The following is a 15,091-nucleotide window of genomic DNA, read 5'->3' as shown; positions in this document are numbered from 1 at the left end:
TCCCACCGACGAGGAGCGCAGCCGGCTGATCCGGGGCTTCCTCGGCTCGCCGGAGGCCGCCCGGTTCGGCCTGGACTCGGTCGCCGACACGGAGCCGCGGTCGGGCCGGCCGACCCGTATCGAAGTGTTCTATCCAGCCTTGCCGATATTGATGGAGCTTTGTAGCTTTCACGTCTGGGCCGGGACCGGTCCTTGGCACACGGGGGAAAGTTGATGCCAGCACAGACGATTCATGCTGCCCGCTGGCGGCCGCGACCGGTTCGCCGGCCGGCCGCCGGGGGCCCGAAGTGAGCGCCGGCGGTCGGCCGGTCGCCGATCAGCCCACCAGCGTCGACCTGCACCTGCACACGTTGGTGTCCGACGGCGACGAGTCGCCCGCCGACCTGGCCCGTCGCTGCCTGGCGGCCGGCCTGCGGGTCGCCGCCTGCACGGACCACGACTCGGTGGCCGGGGTGGCGGAGTTCGCCGCGGTGGCCGAGCCCGCGGGTCTCCAGGTGATCCCGGGCTGCGAGGTGACGGTCACCTGGCGGGGCCAGGAACTGCACTGCCTCGCCTACTACGTGGATCTCCACGACGCGGTCTTCCGGGACCGGGTCGACAACGTGCGACGGGTCGAGGTCGCCTGGTGGCGGGACTGGTTCGACCAGGCCGCAACGATCGGCGTGCCCGTCGACTGGGCGACGGCGGCGCGCCGGTTCGGCGCCGACCGGGTCGCCTACATCGGTGACTACCTCGACTTCTTCCTCGACGCCGCGGACGGGGATGCCCGGTTCGCCGACTACCCGCGCGGAGACCACGCCCGGCTGATCAAGGAGTGGTGCAAGCCGGGTCAGCCCCTGCACGTGCCCCATCCGTGGCGGCCGGAACTGGCCGAGGTGGTGCGCTGGGTGGCCGAGGCGGGTGGCGTCACGGTGCTGGCCCACCCCGCACGGGCCTTTCCGGCCGACGAGATGCCGGACCGGCTGGCCGACCTGGCGGGCCTGGGCCTGACCGGGATCGAGGTCTGGACCACCTGGCACGACGCCGGTGACATCGACCGGCTCGCCGGCCTGTGCGACCGGCACGGTCTGGTGGCCACCCAGGGGTCGGACTACCACGGCGTCCGGCTCAAGCCGTGGGCGCCGTCCCCGGGGCTGGTGCCGGCCCGGGCGGCGGACCCGTTGGAGATCGTGGCCCGGCTCGAGGCCGCCCGACCCGCCGTCGCCGGCAACCGACCCTGATGGCGGGCTGGCACCTGCTGCCGGTCGTCGTACTCCGCCAGGCGGGCTTCCCGTTCGACCTGCTCGCGGCCTATGCCGACCCGAAGGCCGGGTGGGACGCGGCCGAGATCACCGAACTGGAGGCGGACGCCCGCGACCGGGCCGCGGACCTCAAACAGTGGTTCCGTGCGGTGGGCCTGCCGGACCGGGCGGTCGTCGCCTCCTGGCTGGGGCACCTGCGACCGTTCGGCGAGGACGCGCTCACCGACCTGGCCGCCCGGCTGCCCGCGGACGCGGCCCGCGGCCTGTTCGCCTACCAGGACCGGGCGGTGCGGCTCGGCGAGCACTGGGACCAGTGGGAGATCCGGCACCGGGAGCGCCTCGCGGACGCCGCCATCCGGCTGGTGGGCCACTTCGACGGCGACGACCGGCTGCGGGACGCCCTGTTGATGTCCAACGACGCGCAGTTCACCCTCATCGCCTCGTGGCTGGTCGATCCGGGAGACCCGGGCAGCGGGCGCGGCCGCAAGCTGACCGACCTGCTGGCCCGCTACCTGCAACGGTTCTGTGCCAAGAACGAGACGCACTCGCACTTCGGCCCGATCGCCGTCGGCCGGGCCTCGGCCGACGCCGCCCGGGCCGGCTGGCGGCCCGGCCCGCTGAAACGGCGCACGTTCTTCTCGCACTGGGCGGCCGAACGCGTGGCGGAGGCCCTCTCGGCTCGACCGGACCAGCTCGACCGGGTGCCGGTGCGCCGGCGCCCCTGGGCGTTCCTGGTCGACGGCCGGATCCACCTCTACGCCTTCACCACCGAGCGGGGGCTCGCCGCGGACTGGCGGTTCCGGCCGGTCACGGTGCGGCCGGTCACGGACGCCGAGCGGCTGCTGTTCGAGCTGTGCGACGCCGAGACGAGCGTCGCCCAGCTCCGCGCGGAGTTCGCCCGGCGGGGGGTCGAGGGCTTCGACGAGGCGTTGGCGGCCCTGGCCGACGAGGGCTTCGTCGTCCGCCGGATCGAGGTTCCGGTCGGCCTGCCCGATCCGCTCGCCGGCCTGCGCGAGCAGGTGTCCGGCGACCCGGCGGCCACCGCGCTGATCGGCGCGTTGCAGGACGGGACGCGTGCGGTGGGTACGGTCGGGCTCGTCGAGCGGCCGGCCGCGCTGGCCAGGGTCAAGGAGCTGTTCGAGGCCGGGACGGGGGAGTCGCCGAACCGGGGGAGCGGGCGGCACTACGCCGACCGCAGCGTGCTCTACGAGGAGTGCCACGCCCCGGTCGAGGGGTTCACCCTCGGCCGTTCCGTGACCGAGTTCGTCGAGGGCGAGCTGACGCCCATCTACGACATGGTCCTGGCGGCGCCGCGGCTGCGGATCGTCCGCGAGCGGGTGGTCCTGACCGAGTGGCTGACCGACCGGTTCGGGCCGGGCGCCCGGATCGACCTGGCGGACCTCTACCGGGCCTACTTCGAGGACCAGCCGGCGCTGTCGCGACGCTGCGACGGCGTCGACGCGGAGCTGGACCGGTTGGACCAGGAGTTGACCATGGCGCTGCTCGGCGACGCCGACGGCGACCCTGCCGAGGTCGTGGTGGCCGAGGAACGGCTGCGTGAGATGCTCGCCCGCTGCCCGGACGGGCCGGCCGCGCTCTGCAACCCGGACATCATGCTCGCCGCCGAGGACGTCGACGCGCTGGACCGGGGCGAGTTCCTGGCCGTGGTCGGTGACTGCCACGCCACCCGCGAGCTGCTCACCCACTCCAGCCTCGCGCCGCTGGTGCGGGAGCGCGAGCCGGACGTGGCCGACCAGGTGGCGGCCGCCTACCACCGGTTGCTGGAGCCGGACGAGGTGCTGTGCGACCTGGCCCGCAGCCACCCGGACAAGACCGCGACGCAACTGGCGCTGCCGGTGCCCGACGTGGAGATCTTCGGCCGGTCGCCGCGCCCCCGCCGGGAGGTGATCCAGCCGCGGCGCATGTACGTGACCCTGGGCGAGCGGGCCGAGCTCCGGGCCGAGGGCGTCGACGGGCGGCTGCGCCTGTTGGCCCCGCCCAGCGGCGCCCCGTCGATCAGGCGGGACCCGCTCGCGCCCCTCGCGTTCCCCCGGCGGCTGGGCGGGCTCGGGCTGCGCGCGGAGACGCTCGCCCACGTCCCCCGCATCCGGGCGGGCCGGGTGGTGCTCCAGCGGGAGCTGTGGCGGCTGGCGCCGGGCGAGTTCGCCGGCGTCGGACCGGCCGGCGTGCACCGGCGGGGCGACGCCGCCGAGTTCTACGCGGCGTGCCGGCTGCGCAGCCGGCACCGCCTGCCCCGCTACGTCTTCGCGAAGGTGGCCGGCGAACCGAAGCCCATCTTCGTCGACTTCGATTCGCCGCTGTTCGTCCGGCAACTGTTCCGGCTCGCCCGGGGTGCCACCGCGCCGGTGGAGCTGAGCGAGATGTTGCCGCGCCCCGACCAGCTGTGGTTCCAGCGGGAGGGCGGGCGGTTCACGACCGAGATCAGGTGCGCGGTCTTCTCCGCGCCGGCCGCCGACCGCCGCGGCACAGGAAGGAACGGAACTGTTCATGACGCGTGACGACGAACCCGACTTCAGGGTGGCGGACCTTGCCCTGGCGGCCGCCGGCCGCACGGAGATCCGGCTCGCCGAGCACGAGATGCCGGGCCTGATGGCCATGCGACGCAAGTACGCGGCCAGCAAGCCCTTCGCCGGCCGGCGCATCACCGGCCTGCTGGCGCTCACGGTCCAGACCGCGGTGCTCATCGAGACGCTGATCGACCTCGGCGCGGAGGTGCGCTGGTCCGGCTGCAACGTCCTCGGCACCCAGGACAGCGCTGCCGCCGCCGTGGTGGTGGGCCGGGGCGGCACACCGGACCGGCCGCGCGGCCCGGCCGTGTACGCGTGGCGGGGCCAGACCGTCGACGAGTACTGGTGGTGCATCGAGCGGTCGCTGGTGTGGCCGGACAGCACCGGTCCGGATTCGGTCATCGACGACGGCGCCGACTTCACCGTCGTCGCCCATGTCGGTCTCGCCGCCGAAGCCGAGGGGGTCGCCCCGGATCCCGGCACCGCGCGCAGCGCGGACGAGGCCGCGATGTTGCGGATGATCGCCAGCACCCTGGCCGACCGGCCGCAGCAGTGGACCAAGCTGATCGACGGCCTCACCGGCGCCACCGAGCAGACCACCTGCGGCGCGGTCCGGCTGAACCGGATGCACGAGCGCGAGGAACTGCTCTTCCCGGTCTTCAACATCAACGACGCGGTCACCAAGTCCAAGTACGACAACCACTTCGGGTGCCGCCACTCGCTGATCGACGGGCTCAACCGGGCCACCGACATCCTGATCGGCGGCAAGGTCGCCGTCGTCATCGGCTACGGCAACGTCGGCAAGGGGAGCGCCCAGGCGCTGCGCGGGCAGGGCGCCCGGGTCGTGGTGGTCGAGGTCGACCCGATCTGCGCCCTGCAGGCCGCGATGGACGGCTACCAGGTCACCACGCTCGAGGAGATCCTGCCGGCCGGGGACATCTTCGTCACCGCGACCGGCGCCTGCCAGGTGGTCCGGCCCGAGCACCTGGCCCGGATGAAGCACCTGGCGGTCTGCGCCAACATCGGGCATTTCGACGTCGAGATCGACATGGTCGGGCTGGCGGCCCATCCGGGTGTCCGGCGGGTGCCGATCAAGCCGCAGGTCGACGAGTGGGTCTTCCCCGACGGACACTCGGTCCTCGTGCTCGGCGACGGCCGCGTCGTCAACTTCGCCAACGCCACCGGGCACCCGTCGTACGTCATGTCGGCGTCGTTCACCAACCAGGTGATGGGCCAGCTGGAGCTGTACGCGCGGACCCCGGGCCTGGCGCCCGGCGTCTACCTGCTCTCCCGGCGGATGGACGAGGAGGTCGCCCGCCTGCACCTGGACTCGCTCGGCGTGAAACTGGCCTCGCTCACCGCGGCGCAGGCGGAGTACCTGAACGTCCCGGTCGAGGGCCCGTTCAAGTCCGACAGTTACCGGTACTGACCATGACGACCCTGATCAGCGGCGGAGCCGGCTGGGTGGCCCTGCCGGTCGTCATGGTCCGGCAGGCGGGCTTCCCGCTCGTCCTGCTCGAGCCGCTGGCCGACCCCGACCTGGGGGCCGGGACGGCGCGGCTGCGCGACGCCGAGGCGACCGCCCGCCGCGCCGGCGAGGACCTGCGGGAAGCGCTGCGCGGGCAGGCGGAGTCGGCGACCGTCGCGGCGCGTACCGGCATGCTGGCCGCGGTCCCGGCCGGCGTGCCCGGCGCCGGGGCGTACCGGGCGGCGCTCGCCGGGCTGGGCGACGAGTGGCACCGTTTCGAGACGGCGCACCGGGCCGCGCTCGAGCGGGGGCGGCGGGCCGTGGTCGACGCGTTCCGCGGCGATCCCGCGCTGCGCGAGGTGCTGCTGTTGTCCAACGACGCCCACTATCCGCGCTTCGCGGAGTGGCTGGCCGGCGCGGACCGGGAGCTCTCCTCCCGGACCGACCGGCGGATGGCCGACCTGCTCTGCCGCTACCTCCAGCGGGTCACCGCCAAGAACGAGACGACCGCCCACTTCGGACCGGTCTCCGCGGCCGTGCTGGCCGGGCCGGGCGACGGGCCGCACTGGTCCGACCTCGGCGCCGGTCGGCGGGTGGGCTTCTTCACCCACTGGGCGGCGCAGGCCCTCGGTTCGGCCTTCGCGGCCGAGCCGGACCTGCGCGAGCACCTGCGACCGCGCCGCTTTCCGCTGGCCTTCGTGGACGGCCGGCGGCTGCGGCGGTACGCCCCGCTGACCCGCACCGGACTGCTCGCCGACTGGCGCTTCGACCAGGTCGACGACGAGACGGTCGAGCCCGAGCAGGCCTGGCTGCTGGGCCGCTGTGACGGCGAGCGGACCCTGGCCGAGCTGCGCGGGCAGTGGCCGGGCCCGGACAGCCGGTTGGACGCGCTCCTCGCCGGCCTGGTCGACCGGGGGTGGCTGGTGGTCGACTTCGAGATCCCGGTCGGGGAACCGGACCCGTTGGCCGCGCTGCGCGCGGCGCTGCCCCCGCCCGGCGGGTCACCCGCAGCGGCCCGGGCGCATCAGGTGATCACCGACTTCGAGAAGCGGCTGGCCGACTTCGTGGCCGCCGAGCACCCCGACCGGGCCACGCTGCTGGAGGCCATGAAGGCGGCCTTCACCGAGGTCACCGGCCGCTCCGCCAATCGGGGAGACGGTCGGATCTACGCCGACCGGTCGATCGTCTTCGAGGAGTGCCACAGCCGGGCGGGGGACTTCACGCTCGGTCCCGACCTGGCCCGGCTGATCACCGACGACCTCGCTCCCGGCTACCGGATCGCGTTGGCGGGCGCCCGGCTGCGGATGGCGGCCGAGGGAAAGGTGCTGACGGAGTGGGTGACGGACCGGTTCGGTACGCACCGGGACATCCCGCTGGCCGACTTCTACGCCGGGTACGTGCTGGACCGGTCCCGGCTCGACGAGCGGTGCCGGGCCGTCGACGACGAGGTCGACGCGGTGGAGCGGCACATCGCCGACAGCCTCCTCGCCGACGCCGATCTCGGTCAGCCGGAGGTCGAGGTGACGCCCGAGCGGCTGGACCGGCTCGTCGCCGGGCTGCCGGAGCGGCCGGCGGCCGTGTGCAACCCGGACATCATGCTGGCGGCCACCTCCGCCGACGCCATCCGGGCCGGGGACTACCGGGTGGTGGTGGGGGAGTGCCACGCCCTGCGTGAGCTGCTCTGCCACAGCAGCCTCAGCCCTCTGCTCGCCGAGCGGGTGCCCGAGCTGGCCGAGTTGGCGTACGAGGCGTACCAGGGGCTGCTGGAGCCCGACGAGATCCTCTGCGACCTGGCGCGCTCGCATCCCAACAAGACGGCGGCGCAGCTGCGCTTCCCGTGCCCGGACCTGGAGATCACCGGACGGTCGGGGAAGCCGCGCGCGGCGGTCATCCAGCCCGACCGGCTCTACCTGCGGGTCCGGGACGGGCGGCTCGGCCTGTACGCGCACGGTGTGCCGCAGCGGCTCCGGCTGTTGACCTCGCCGGCCGGCGGGCGCAGCATCCGGCAGGATCCGTTGGCGCCGTTCGCCTTCCCCCGGCACTTCGGCGGGATCAGCATCCCCAGCTCCCTGCCGCACGTGCCGCGGATCCGGTCCGGGCGGCTGGTGCTGCGGCGGCAGACCTGGCGGGTGCCGGCGGAGCGGATCTGGCGGCCGGCAGGCGGAGCTGGCGGTACCGGGGACGCGGCCCAGTTCCGGGTCGTGCAGGAGCTGCGGGAGCGACTGCGGCTGCCCCGCCACGTGTTCGTCAAGCTGCCCGACGAACCGAAGCCGATGTACGTCGATCTCGATTCGGCGCTCCTGGTCCGCCAGCTCTGCCGGTCGGCTCGGCAGGCCACCGAGCCGGCGGAGTTCAGCGAGATGCTGCCGGACCCCGAGCAGCTGTGGCTGCGGGTCGAGGGCCGGCGATACACCACCGAGCTGCGCTGCGCCGTGTTCTCCGGTCCAGCGCGGCTCGCCTGACGACGGGGATGTGCTATGCGTATCTGCTTGCTGGTTGCGGTGCCGGACCGACCGCTGCTGTTCGTGCAGCAGCCGGTGGAGGCCCTTTACACCGCGACGCTGCTACGGCAACGGGGCCACGACGCGTGGATCGTGGACGCCCGGCTGGGCGACGTGGACCGGAGCCTGGCGGAGCGGCCGGATCTGGTCGTTCTCATCACCCAGACCTACGACCTGACGCAGTGCAATTCGATCTCGCTGGAGCGGCCGCGCGAGCTCGTGGCGTCCGTGCGCCGGCACCATCCCGGAGTGCCGGTGGTGGCCGCCGGCTTCCACGCCAGCGTGGAGCCGGAGATGACCCGCCGGGATCTCGCGGTGGACGCCGCCCTGCCCGGTGAGCTGGAGTCGGCGGTGCCCTGGCTGGTCGACCGGATGGCCGAGGATCACACCGTGCTCGACGGTTCGCTCGCCGGCGCGCCCCAACAGGTGGACCCGAGCACCCTGCCGGTGCCCGACTACGACCTGGTGGACGTGACCCGCTACTGGGGCGAGACCGTCGGCGAGGACGGGTCGCTGCGTAACGGCACGACCGGCCTGATCTTCGCCAACCGGGGCTGCCCGTACACCTGCAGCTACTGCATGGTCTGGTTCGGCGCGAAGATCCGCAGGCGCGACCCGCAGCAGGTGGTGGCCGAGATGCGCGCGCAGTACGAGCGGGGGGTCCGGAACTTCTTCTTCCTCGACTACACCTTCACGATCGTGCCGACCTGGGTCGAGGAGCTGTGTTCGCTGCTGCGGGCGGAGCCGTGGGAGGCCTCCTGGATCTGCCAGACCCGGGTCGAGCGGGTCAACGAGCCGCTCCTGCGCAACATGCGGTCGGCGGGGTGCCGGGGCATCTTCTACGGGGTCGAGTCCCCCTGGATCAGCGAGCTGGACATGGACAAGCCGACGTCCCGGGAGGCGATCGAGACCGCGGTGCGGCAGACCAACGAGGCGGGCATCGAGCCGCTCATCTTCATCCTGTTCGGCACCGAGAACGGTGACCCCGGGAAGGCCCGCGAGCTGCACGACTTCCTCCGCGACCTGCCCGCCACCTTCCACCCCAGCGTCCTGCTGCCCCGGCCGTTCACCACGCTGTGGAACCGGCACACCCAGGGCATGGACCGGCCGACCAGCTGGGCGGAGTACGAGCGGGTCGCCGCGCAGCTGCAACGGGAGATCACCGGCCGGGCGGAGGTCGGCGCCGTGCACCAGGAGATCCTTCTGCTGCCCAACTACGTCGAGAACCGCCTGACCGTCGAGGTGTCCGATTGACCTCGCCCAGCGGTGCCCGCCGCCGTCCCCGGGAGCGGCGCGGCGGACTCCGGGCGGCGGCCCGGATCTGCCGGCACCGGCCGCTCGTCGCCGGCGTCGTGCTCGCCTCGCTCGGCATGGCGGTCATCTCCGCCGCCTTTCCGGTGGCCGTCTCCCGCGCCCTCGCGGCGGACGCCCGCGCGGACCGCCGGACCGTGTATCTCCTCGCGGCGTCGGTGCTGGCCATCGGCATCGTCGTCTGGGTGATCAACCGGGTACGCGCCTACCTGGCCCGCCGGCTGGTCGCCCGAACCGTGCTCGACCTGCGGCTGGAGCTGATCCGGGCGGCGCTGCGTGGCCGCCTCGACTTCTACGACCGCTATCCGCGCTCGACCGTGCTGTCCCGCGCGACGGACGACCTGGACGAGTTCGGCGAGGCGGTGTTCGGCCTCCTCGAGCTGGCGCAGCAGCTCCTCGTCATCGCGCTGCTGCTGCCGCTGATGCTGGTTCTGGACTGGCGGCTGACGCTGCTCACCGCGGTCTGCGGCGGGCTCATCATGGTGCTGACCCGAGCGTTCCGGCGGATCACCTCCCCGGCGGCGGGTCGCGCGGCCGCCGACGCGGGGACGCTCGCCTCGGTCGTGCACGAGGTGACCGCCGGCCTGCGGGTGGTCCGCGCGTACGGCGGTCAGGATCTGCTCTCCGGCTGGGCGGACCGGACCAGCCGGGCCGCAGCACGCTCCTGGATGGCCTCGGCCGGCCGGGCCGCCCTGCTGATGCCGGCGGTGTCGGCGCTGGTCGGGCTGGCGCTCGCCGGGGCGGTGTGGGGCGGCGGACTGCTCATCGGCGCCGGCCTGCTCGGCGTCTCCGCCTGGTATCTCTTCGTGCTGGCGGCGGACCGGATCTCCTGGACTCTCGCCTCGGCCGGTGCGGTCGAGACGCAGCTCCGGCAGGCCGCCGCCGCCGCGACGCGGATCTTCGCGATCCTCGACGCCGTCCCGCCACCGGACCCCGACCCGCTCGACGCGCCGGCGTCCGCGCCGGTGCCGGTCCCGCGGTGGGCCGAGCGGCCCGCGCACCCGCCGGTGGCACAGCCCGCGGGCGGTGGGCGGCCGGTCGAGCTGTGCCTGCGCGCGGTGAGCCTGCGCTACCACAACGGGACCGAGGCGCTGCGGAACGTCTCGTTGCAGCTGCCGGCCGGGGCCCGGGTCGGGCTCGTGGGCCGCTCCGGGGCCGGCAAGTCCAGCCTGCTCAAGGCCATCGCCGGCCTGCACCGGCTCGACGGCGGCGAGGTGTCGGTGGGCGGACTCCCGCTCGACCGCTGGCCGGAGCCGAGCCTGCGGCGCACCGTGGGCTACGTGCCGCAACGGCCCCAGCTGTTCGCCGGCACCGTGGCCGACAACCTGCGCCTGAGCCGCCCGGACGTCACCGACCGGGACCTGACGCAGCTGATCGTGCGCTGCCAGCTCGACGGCTGGCTGGCCGGCCTGCCGCAGGGCCTGGAAACCGTGCTGGGCCACGGCGGGAGCGGCCTGTCCGCGGGCCAGCGGCAGGTCGTCACGATCCTGCGGGCACTGGTCAAGCAACCTGGGCTGGTGCTGCTCGACGAGCCGACCGCGCATCTGGACGCCGTCGCCGACGCGCACCTGCGGACCGCGATGTGGTCCCTGCTGCGCGGCGCGACCGTTGTCATGATCGCCCACCGCCTCGACACGGTCCGCGACCTCGATCAGCTGGTCGTCCTCGACCAGGGACGCATCGTGGAGACCGGGACGCCTGGTGAGCTGCTGGACCGGCAGGGCTGGTACGCCGCGATGCACGCCGACCACGTGGAGGGACCCGCACATGTCTCCTGACGGCCCCCGGGCGTGGCGGTGGCTGGTCCGCCGGGTTCGTGGCCGCTGGTCGGCGCTGGCCGGGTCGGTGCTGGGCAGCCTCGCCACGGCCGGTTTCGCCGTGCTGGCGCCGGTGGTCAGCGGTTTCGCCTTCGACGCGGTGCTGGACGACGCCCGGCAGGGTCCGGTGCTGGCGGTCGGCGCGGCCGTGCTGCTCGTCAGCCAGCTGCTCCGGGCCGGGGTGATGTATCTGCGGCAGCGCGCCGCGATCGCCTTCGCCGCCCGGGTCGAGCGGGAGCTGCGCTCCGCCCTGCTGTCCGACACGCTGCGGCACGGGGACCCGGCCCGGTCCGGCTCGTTGGCGGCGGGGATGGTCGGCGACCTGCGCGCGCTCCGGGCCGGGATCTTCCCGGGCTTGGACACCGCGGTGTCGTCGCTGGCGTTCGTGGCGCTGGCGATCGCGGTGGCGCCCTTCTACCACCCCGCGCTGGTGGTCGCCCCCGCGGTGTTCGCCGCCGGCTATCTCTGGGTGGGCGCGGCGCACCTGCGGTCGCTGACCCGGACGGCGTCGGCCATGCGCGAGGGTGGCGACTCCCTCGGTCAGCTGCTCGGCGAGGCGCTGGACAACATCGAGGCGGTGCGGGACGCGGCCCTGCCGGAGCAGCTCTGGCGCCGGTTGCGAGCTGCCGCGCAGGCGCAGCACGACGCGTCCGTGCGGCAGGGCCGAGCCGAGCGGCGCAACCCGATGTTCCTGCTGCTCGGGGTGGTGCAGGGCGTCGGCTTCGGACACGCGCTGGTGCTGGCCCACCTCGGCACGCTCAGTCCCGGGGATCTGGTCGGCTACACGGGCGCGCTGATGCTGTTGGGGGCGCCGGCGTTCAGTGCGGGCTTCGCCTTCACCATGGTGGCCGGTGCGGTGGCCGCGACGGGCCGCCTCGCGGCCGCGTTCCCCGACGAGCCGCCGGCGCCCGCCGGACGCCGCCAGCCGGCCGCCGGGGTGCCCACGATCGCCCTCGAGCGGGTCGTGCTCGACGTCCCCGGCGGCGCGCCGGACGGGGCGATCGACCTGGTCCTGGAACCCCGCTCGCTGGTCGTGGTGTCCGGGGCCTCCGGCGTCGGCAAGACCGTCCTGGCGCGCACCATCGCCGGTCTGCGCCCCCCGCGCGCCGGCCGGGTCCTGGTGGACGGCACCGCCACCGGGGACTGGGACGCGGTCGCCCTGGCCCGGGTGGTGGCGCTGGTCGGCGAGGACGAGTTCCTGTTCTCCCTGAGCGTGGCCGAGAACCTGCGCCTGGTCCGTCCCGACGCCTCGCGGGACGAGATGGTGGCCGCGGCCCGGCGGGCCCGCGTGGACGACGTCATCGACCGGCTGCCCCTGCGGTACGACACCCCCCTCGGCGAGGGTGGCGGGCGGCTCTCCGGCGGCCAGCGCGACCGCGTCGCGCTGGCCAGGGCGCTGTTGTCGCCCGCCCCGGTGCTGGTGCTCGACGACCCGTTCAGCGCTCTCGATCCGGTGACGGCTCGACAGTTGACCGCGGAGTTGCTGGCCGTGGCCCGGGAGCGGACCGTCGTGGTGGTCACCGACCGCCCTGACCTGGCCGACCAGGCACGGCTGATGATTCACCTGTCGGACGGCCCGGTGGCCGTCCGGAGCCGTTCGACCGCGCAGGAGAAGGTATGACCGACCTCGACAGCCCGACACCCGGGACGAACGCGAACCGAAGCTACGACAGCACGGATGTCGTCGCGGTCGAGGACGCCGTCGCGGAGACCGCGGAGCGTCTCGGGCTGGTGGACCCGGCACCCGCCGGTCTCGGTCTGGAGTTCGTCGTCCATCGGGCCCACAGCCCGACCTACGGACCGGTGGCGGTCCGGGTGCCGCGCTACCACATGTACCGGTTTCCCGGCCGCAAGCCCTTCAGCGCGACCCGCTCGCTGCGGCAGGAGTGGCGCATCTGCGCGTACCTGCACCCGCGCCGCTTTCCGGTGGCGGAGCCGCTGGAGATGGTGGAGACCGCGGCGGGTCCGGTCCTGGTGTCCCGCTTCCTGCCCGGTGAGCCGGAGGGGGTGGACAGCGGCCAGGTCGGTGAGCTGCTCGCGCGCCTGCACGGCACGCCGGTGCCGCCGGGGTTGGCGCCACTCGACCACGACGGCTACCCCGTGGCCGAGGCGACCGGGCGACGGTTGAGCCGCCGCTGGGGACAACTGCGGGAGTACCTGCCCGACCTGCCGGAGGCGCCCTCGGTCGAGCGGGCCACCGCCGCGCTGGCCCCCGTCGGACGGGCGGCGGTCCTGCTGCATCTGGACATGCGGGCGTGCAACCTGCTGACGGAGCACGCGCGGATCACCGGATGGGTGGACTGGACCTGCGCCATGGTGGGCCACCCTGGGATGGAGTTGGCCCGGCTGTCGGAGTACGCCCAGCTTCCGGAGAACGGCCTGCGGGAGCGCGACGTCCTCGCGGGCTACCAGGACCAGGCTCCGCTGCCCGTGCTGGAACCGGCGCTGGACGCCCTGGTCCGGCTGGACACCGTACTCATGCTCGGGGTCATCTTCTTCTCCTACGCGCCCGACCCGACGCGGCAGGAGTGGGTCCGGGGACGTATCGAAGAATTGACGGCGCGAAGCCGAGAACTGCTGGCGTAGCCGGGCCGCCCGATCCGATGGTCCGGCTCACCGGCCCGGCCGGGTCTCGTGCGCTGCTGAAGCTATTCACCGAGGTCGAATTTGGTGCCTTTTCCGGTCGCTCGGGGTTACCGCGCGCCACGTGTGGGCCGCGGCGCGGTCGCGGATGCCGTCGAATGGTCGCGCCCTGGCGGCATTTCGTCGGGTGCCGGCCGGGGTCGATTCGATCGGCCGCATGCCGCTATCCGATTCTCGTCGGGTCGTCGCCGGCGTTCGGGTCGGGGCCGGCCCGGTGGCCGGACCGGGCGGAGTGGTGGACCTGGTCGAGAGGGGCGCGGGAGTTGGTCAACATGCCGAGTTCGGCGACCGGGCAAATCCTTGTCGGGCCGTTCGCCCGGCAATCGGCATGCGTCGCGCCGGCCCGGGCCGGTCCTCGCCGTGATTACGGACGGTCATCTGGCCGGTCCCGTTCGGGGGGCTCCATCCGATTTATGGTGGCAAATTGTGATCGGCCTTTACGCCGAGCCCCGCTGGTCCTACAGTTCGACAACTTGTTCAGTCAGTCTGATCAACGGGGGTATCAGTGACTGTCAGCCGATGGAGACTGCCCTTTTCAGCCGCGGATGCCGCTGACGGGCAGCCGAGGCCCTTCACGATCAGGTCCGGGCCGGGCGGCGGGCCGGGGAGTTCCCCGGAATAGCGCCGCTGGCCGCCGACTGACCCGGTGGCGCCGACCCGGCGGCCGAGTTCGCCCTGGTCGGCGCCCCGGAGTGCCCGCATGCCGGCGACCGGGACGTACGCCAGCCGCGGTCCGCGTGCTGGTTCCCGGTGGCGCCCTCCGCACCCGCTGCCCGGCTGGGCTGCGCCTGCGCGTGGGCGATCCGGTATCGCGAGGAATCGACATCCGAAACGATTTTCTCGGAGGATTTGACCGTGAAGGAAAAGGAACTGCGGGCTTTCGTCGCGATCGCCGACACCCGTCGCATGGATCAGGCCGCGAAGGTGCTCAACTACTCGCAGCCGGCGCTCAGCTATCAGATTCAGCGGCTGGAACAGAGCATCGGCGCCAAACTGTTCATCCGCGACTCCACCGGAAGTCGGCTGACCCGCCAGGGGGAAATGATCCTGCCGTCCGTGCGAGCGGTTCTGGGTCTCATGGACAACATGCGGCAGACGGTACGAGAGCATTCCGAGGACGTCGACGCCGCCTGTGGGTCGCCCGTATCGCATTGATCGAGCTGGTGCTGTCGAGCCGGGCCGGAGTCCCGCGCTCCGCTCGTCCGGTCGACCGGCCGGCAAGGGGAGTGTCCGCTACGGGTCAATTAGAAAAATTCGATGGTCCGGGTGTCCGGCCGGCGGGCTTCCGGCCTTTACCATCTTCATGATGTTCGATAGCCTCCGTGCACATGAGAACGGGGGCTGGCATGTCGGTGATAAAGAAGTTCGAAATAGAATTCCGGGACCGATCCCGCGGCGCGGGTGCGGATTGTTCGTGATGGGCTCGACGAGCCGTCGCGAACCGTGAAGACCGAACACGCCTGTCCCGACCTGGTTGGCAGCCAACCGACGGTCCCGCCGCGGGGGCACGCCCGCGGTGACCGGCTGAGCTGACCGTCGGCACCACGTTCCCACCACGGCGGAGCCTCGTCGCCGTCAACCG

10 protein-coding genes are annotated in these 15,091 nt (G+C 73.3%); all 10 read left to right on the top strand.

Features of this window, described 5'->3' with window-relative positions:
- A partial coding sequence (locus AB0I11_RS26770) for a hypothetical protein (protein ID WP_357326203.1) occupies window positions 1-214 on the top strand: 214 nt, incomplete at its 5' end.
- A gap of 73 nt (window positions 215-287) precedes the next feature.
- A complete protein-coding gene (locus AB0I11_RS26765; protein WP_357326200.1) occupies window positions 288-1,220 on the top strand; it encodes a PHP domain-containing protein in 933 nt (310 codons plus the stop codon).
- The gene (locus AB0I11_RS26760; protein WP_357326196.1) at window positions 1,220-3,760 is read left to right on the top strand and encodes a lantibiotic dehydratase; all 2,541 of its coding nucleotides are present in this window, start codon (window positions 1,220-1,222) and stop codon (window positions 3,758-3,760) included. Before AB0I11_RS26765 ends, AB0I11_RS26760 begins: the two co-directional genes overlap by 1 nt.
- On the top strand, window positions 3,750-5,198 hold the full coding sequence (gene ahcY / locus AB0I11_RS26755; protein WP_357326193.1) for an adenosylhomocysteinase: 1,449 nt from the start codon (window positions 3,750-3,752) through the stop codon (window positions 5,196-5,198). Before AB0I11_RS26760 ends, ahcY begins: the two co-directional genes overlap by 11 nt.
- 2 nt (window positions 5,199-5,200) lie before the next feature.
- A complete protein-coding gene (locus AB0I11_RS26750) occupies window positions 5,201-7,699 on the top strand; it encodes a lantibiotic dehydratase (RefSeq protein ID WP_357326190.1) in 2,499 nt (832 codons plus the stop codon).
- A 15-nt stretch (window positions 7,700-7,714) separates the two neighbouring features.
- Window positions 7,715-8,992: a radical SAM protein gene (locus AB0I11_RS26745; RefSeq protein WP_357326187.1), complete on the top strand. Its 1,278-nt coding sequence runs from the start codon at window positions 7,715-7,717 to the stop codon at window positions 8,990-8,992.
- On the top strand, window positions 8,989-10,827 hold the full coding sequence (locus AB0I11_RS26740) for an ABC transporter ATP-binding protein (RefSeq protein ID WP_357326184.1): 1,839 nt from the start codon (window positions 8,989-8,991) through the stop codon (window positions 10,825-10,827). The genes AB0I11_RS26745 and AB0I11_RS26740 overlap by 4 nt, the downstream gene beginning before the upstream one ends.
- Window positions 10,817-12,487, top strand: coding sequence for an ABC transporter ATP-binding protein (locus AB0I11_RS26735; RefSeq protein ID WP_357326181.1), 1,671 nt, complete (start codon window positions 10,817-10,819; stop codon window positions 12,485-12,487). Before AB0I11_RS26740 ends, AB0I11_RS26735 begins: the two co-directional genes overlap by 11 nt.
- On the top strand, window positions 12,484-13,452 hold the full coding sequence (locus tag AB0I11_RS26730; protein ID WP_357326176.1) for an aminoglycoside phosphotransferase family protein: 969 nt from the start codon (window positions 12,484-12,486) through the stop codon (window positions 13,450-13,452). Before AB0I11_RS26735 ends, AB0I11_RS26730 begins: the two co-directional genes overlap by 4 nt.
- A gap of 912 nt (window positions 13,453-14,364) precedes the next feature.
- A complete protein-coding gene (locus AB0I11_RS26725; protein WP_357326173.1) occupies window positions 14,365-14,664 on the top strand; it encodes a LysR family transcriptional regulator in 300 nt (99 codons plus the stop codon).
- Window positions 14,665-15,091: the final 427 nt, after the last annotated feature.

This window comes from Micromonospora sp. NPDC050495 (assembly GCF_040655175.1).
Taxonomy (GTDB): Bacteria; Actinomycetota; Actinomycetes; order Mycobacteriales; family Micromonosporaceae; genus Micromonospora.
This window is presented reverse-complemented; position numbering and strand designations above follow the sequence as displayed.

Bases quoted from the DNA above. Each gene is read 5' to 3' on its own strand.
- AB0I11_RS26760 (WP_357326196.1), top strand. From the start codon at position 1,220: ATGGCGGGCTGGCACCTGCTGCCGGTCGTCGTACTCCGCCAGGCGGGC.
- ahcY (WP_357326193.1), top strand. From the start codon at position 3,750: ATGACGCGTGACGACGAACCCGACTTCAGGGTGGCGGACCTTGCCCTG.
- AB0I11_RS26750 (WP_357326190.1), top strand. From the start codon at position 5,201: ATGACGACCCTGATCAGCGGCGGAGCCGGCTGGGTGGCCCTGCCGGTC.
- AB0I11_RS26745 (WP_357326187.1), top strand. From the start codon at position 7,715: ATGCGTATCTGCTTGCTGGTTGCGGTGCCGGACCGACCGCTGCTGTTC.
- AB0I11_RS26735 (WP_357326181.1), top strand. From the start codon at position 10,817: ATGTCTCCTGACGGCCCCCGGGCGTGGCGGTGGCTGGTCCGCCGGGTT.
- AB0I11_RS26730 (WP_357326176.1), top strand. From the start codon at position 12,484: ATGACCGACCTCGACAGCCCGACACCCGGGACGAACGCGAACCGAAGC.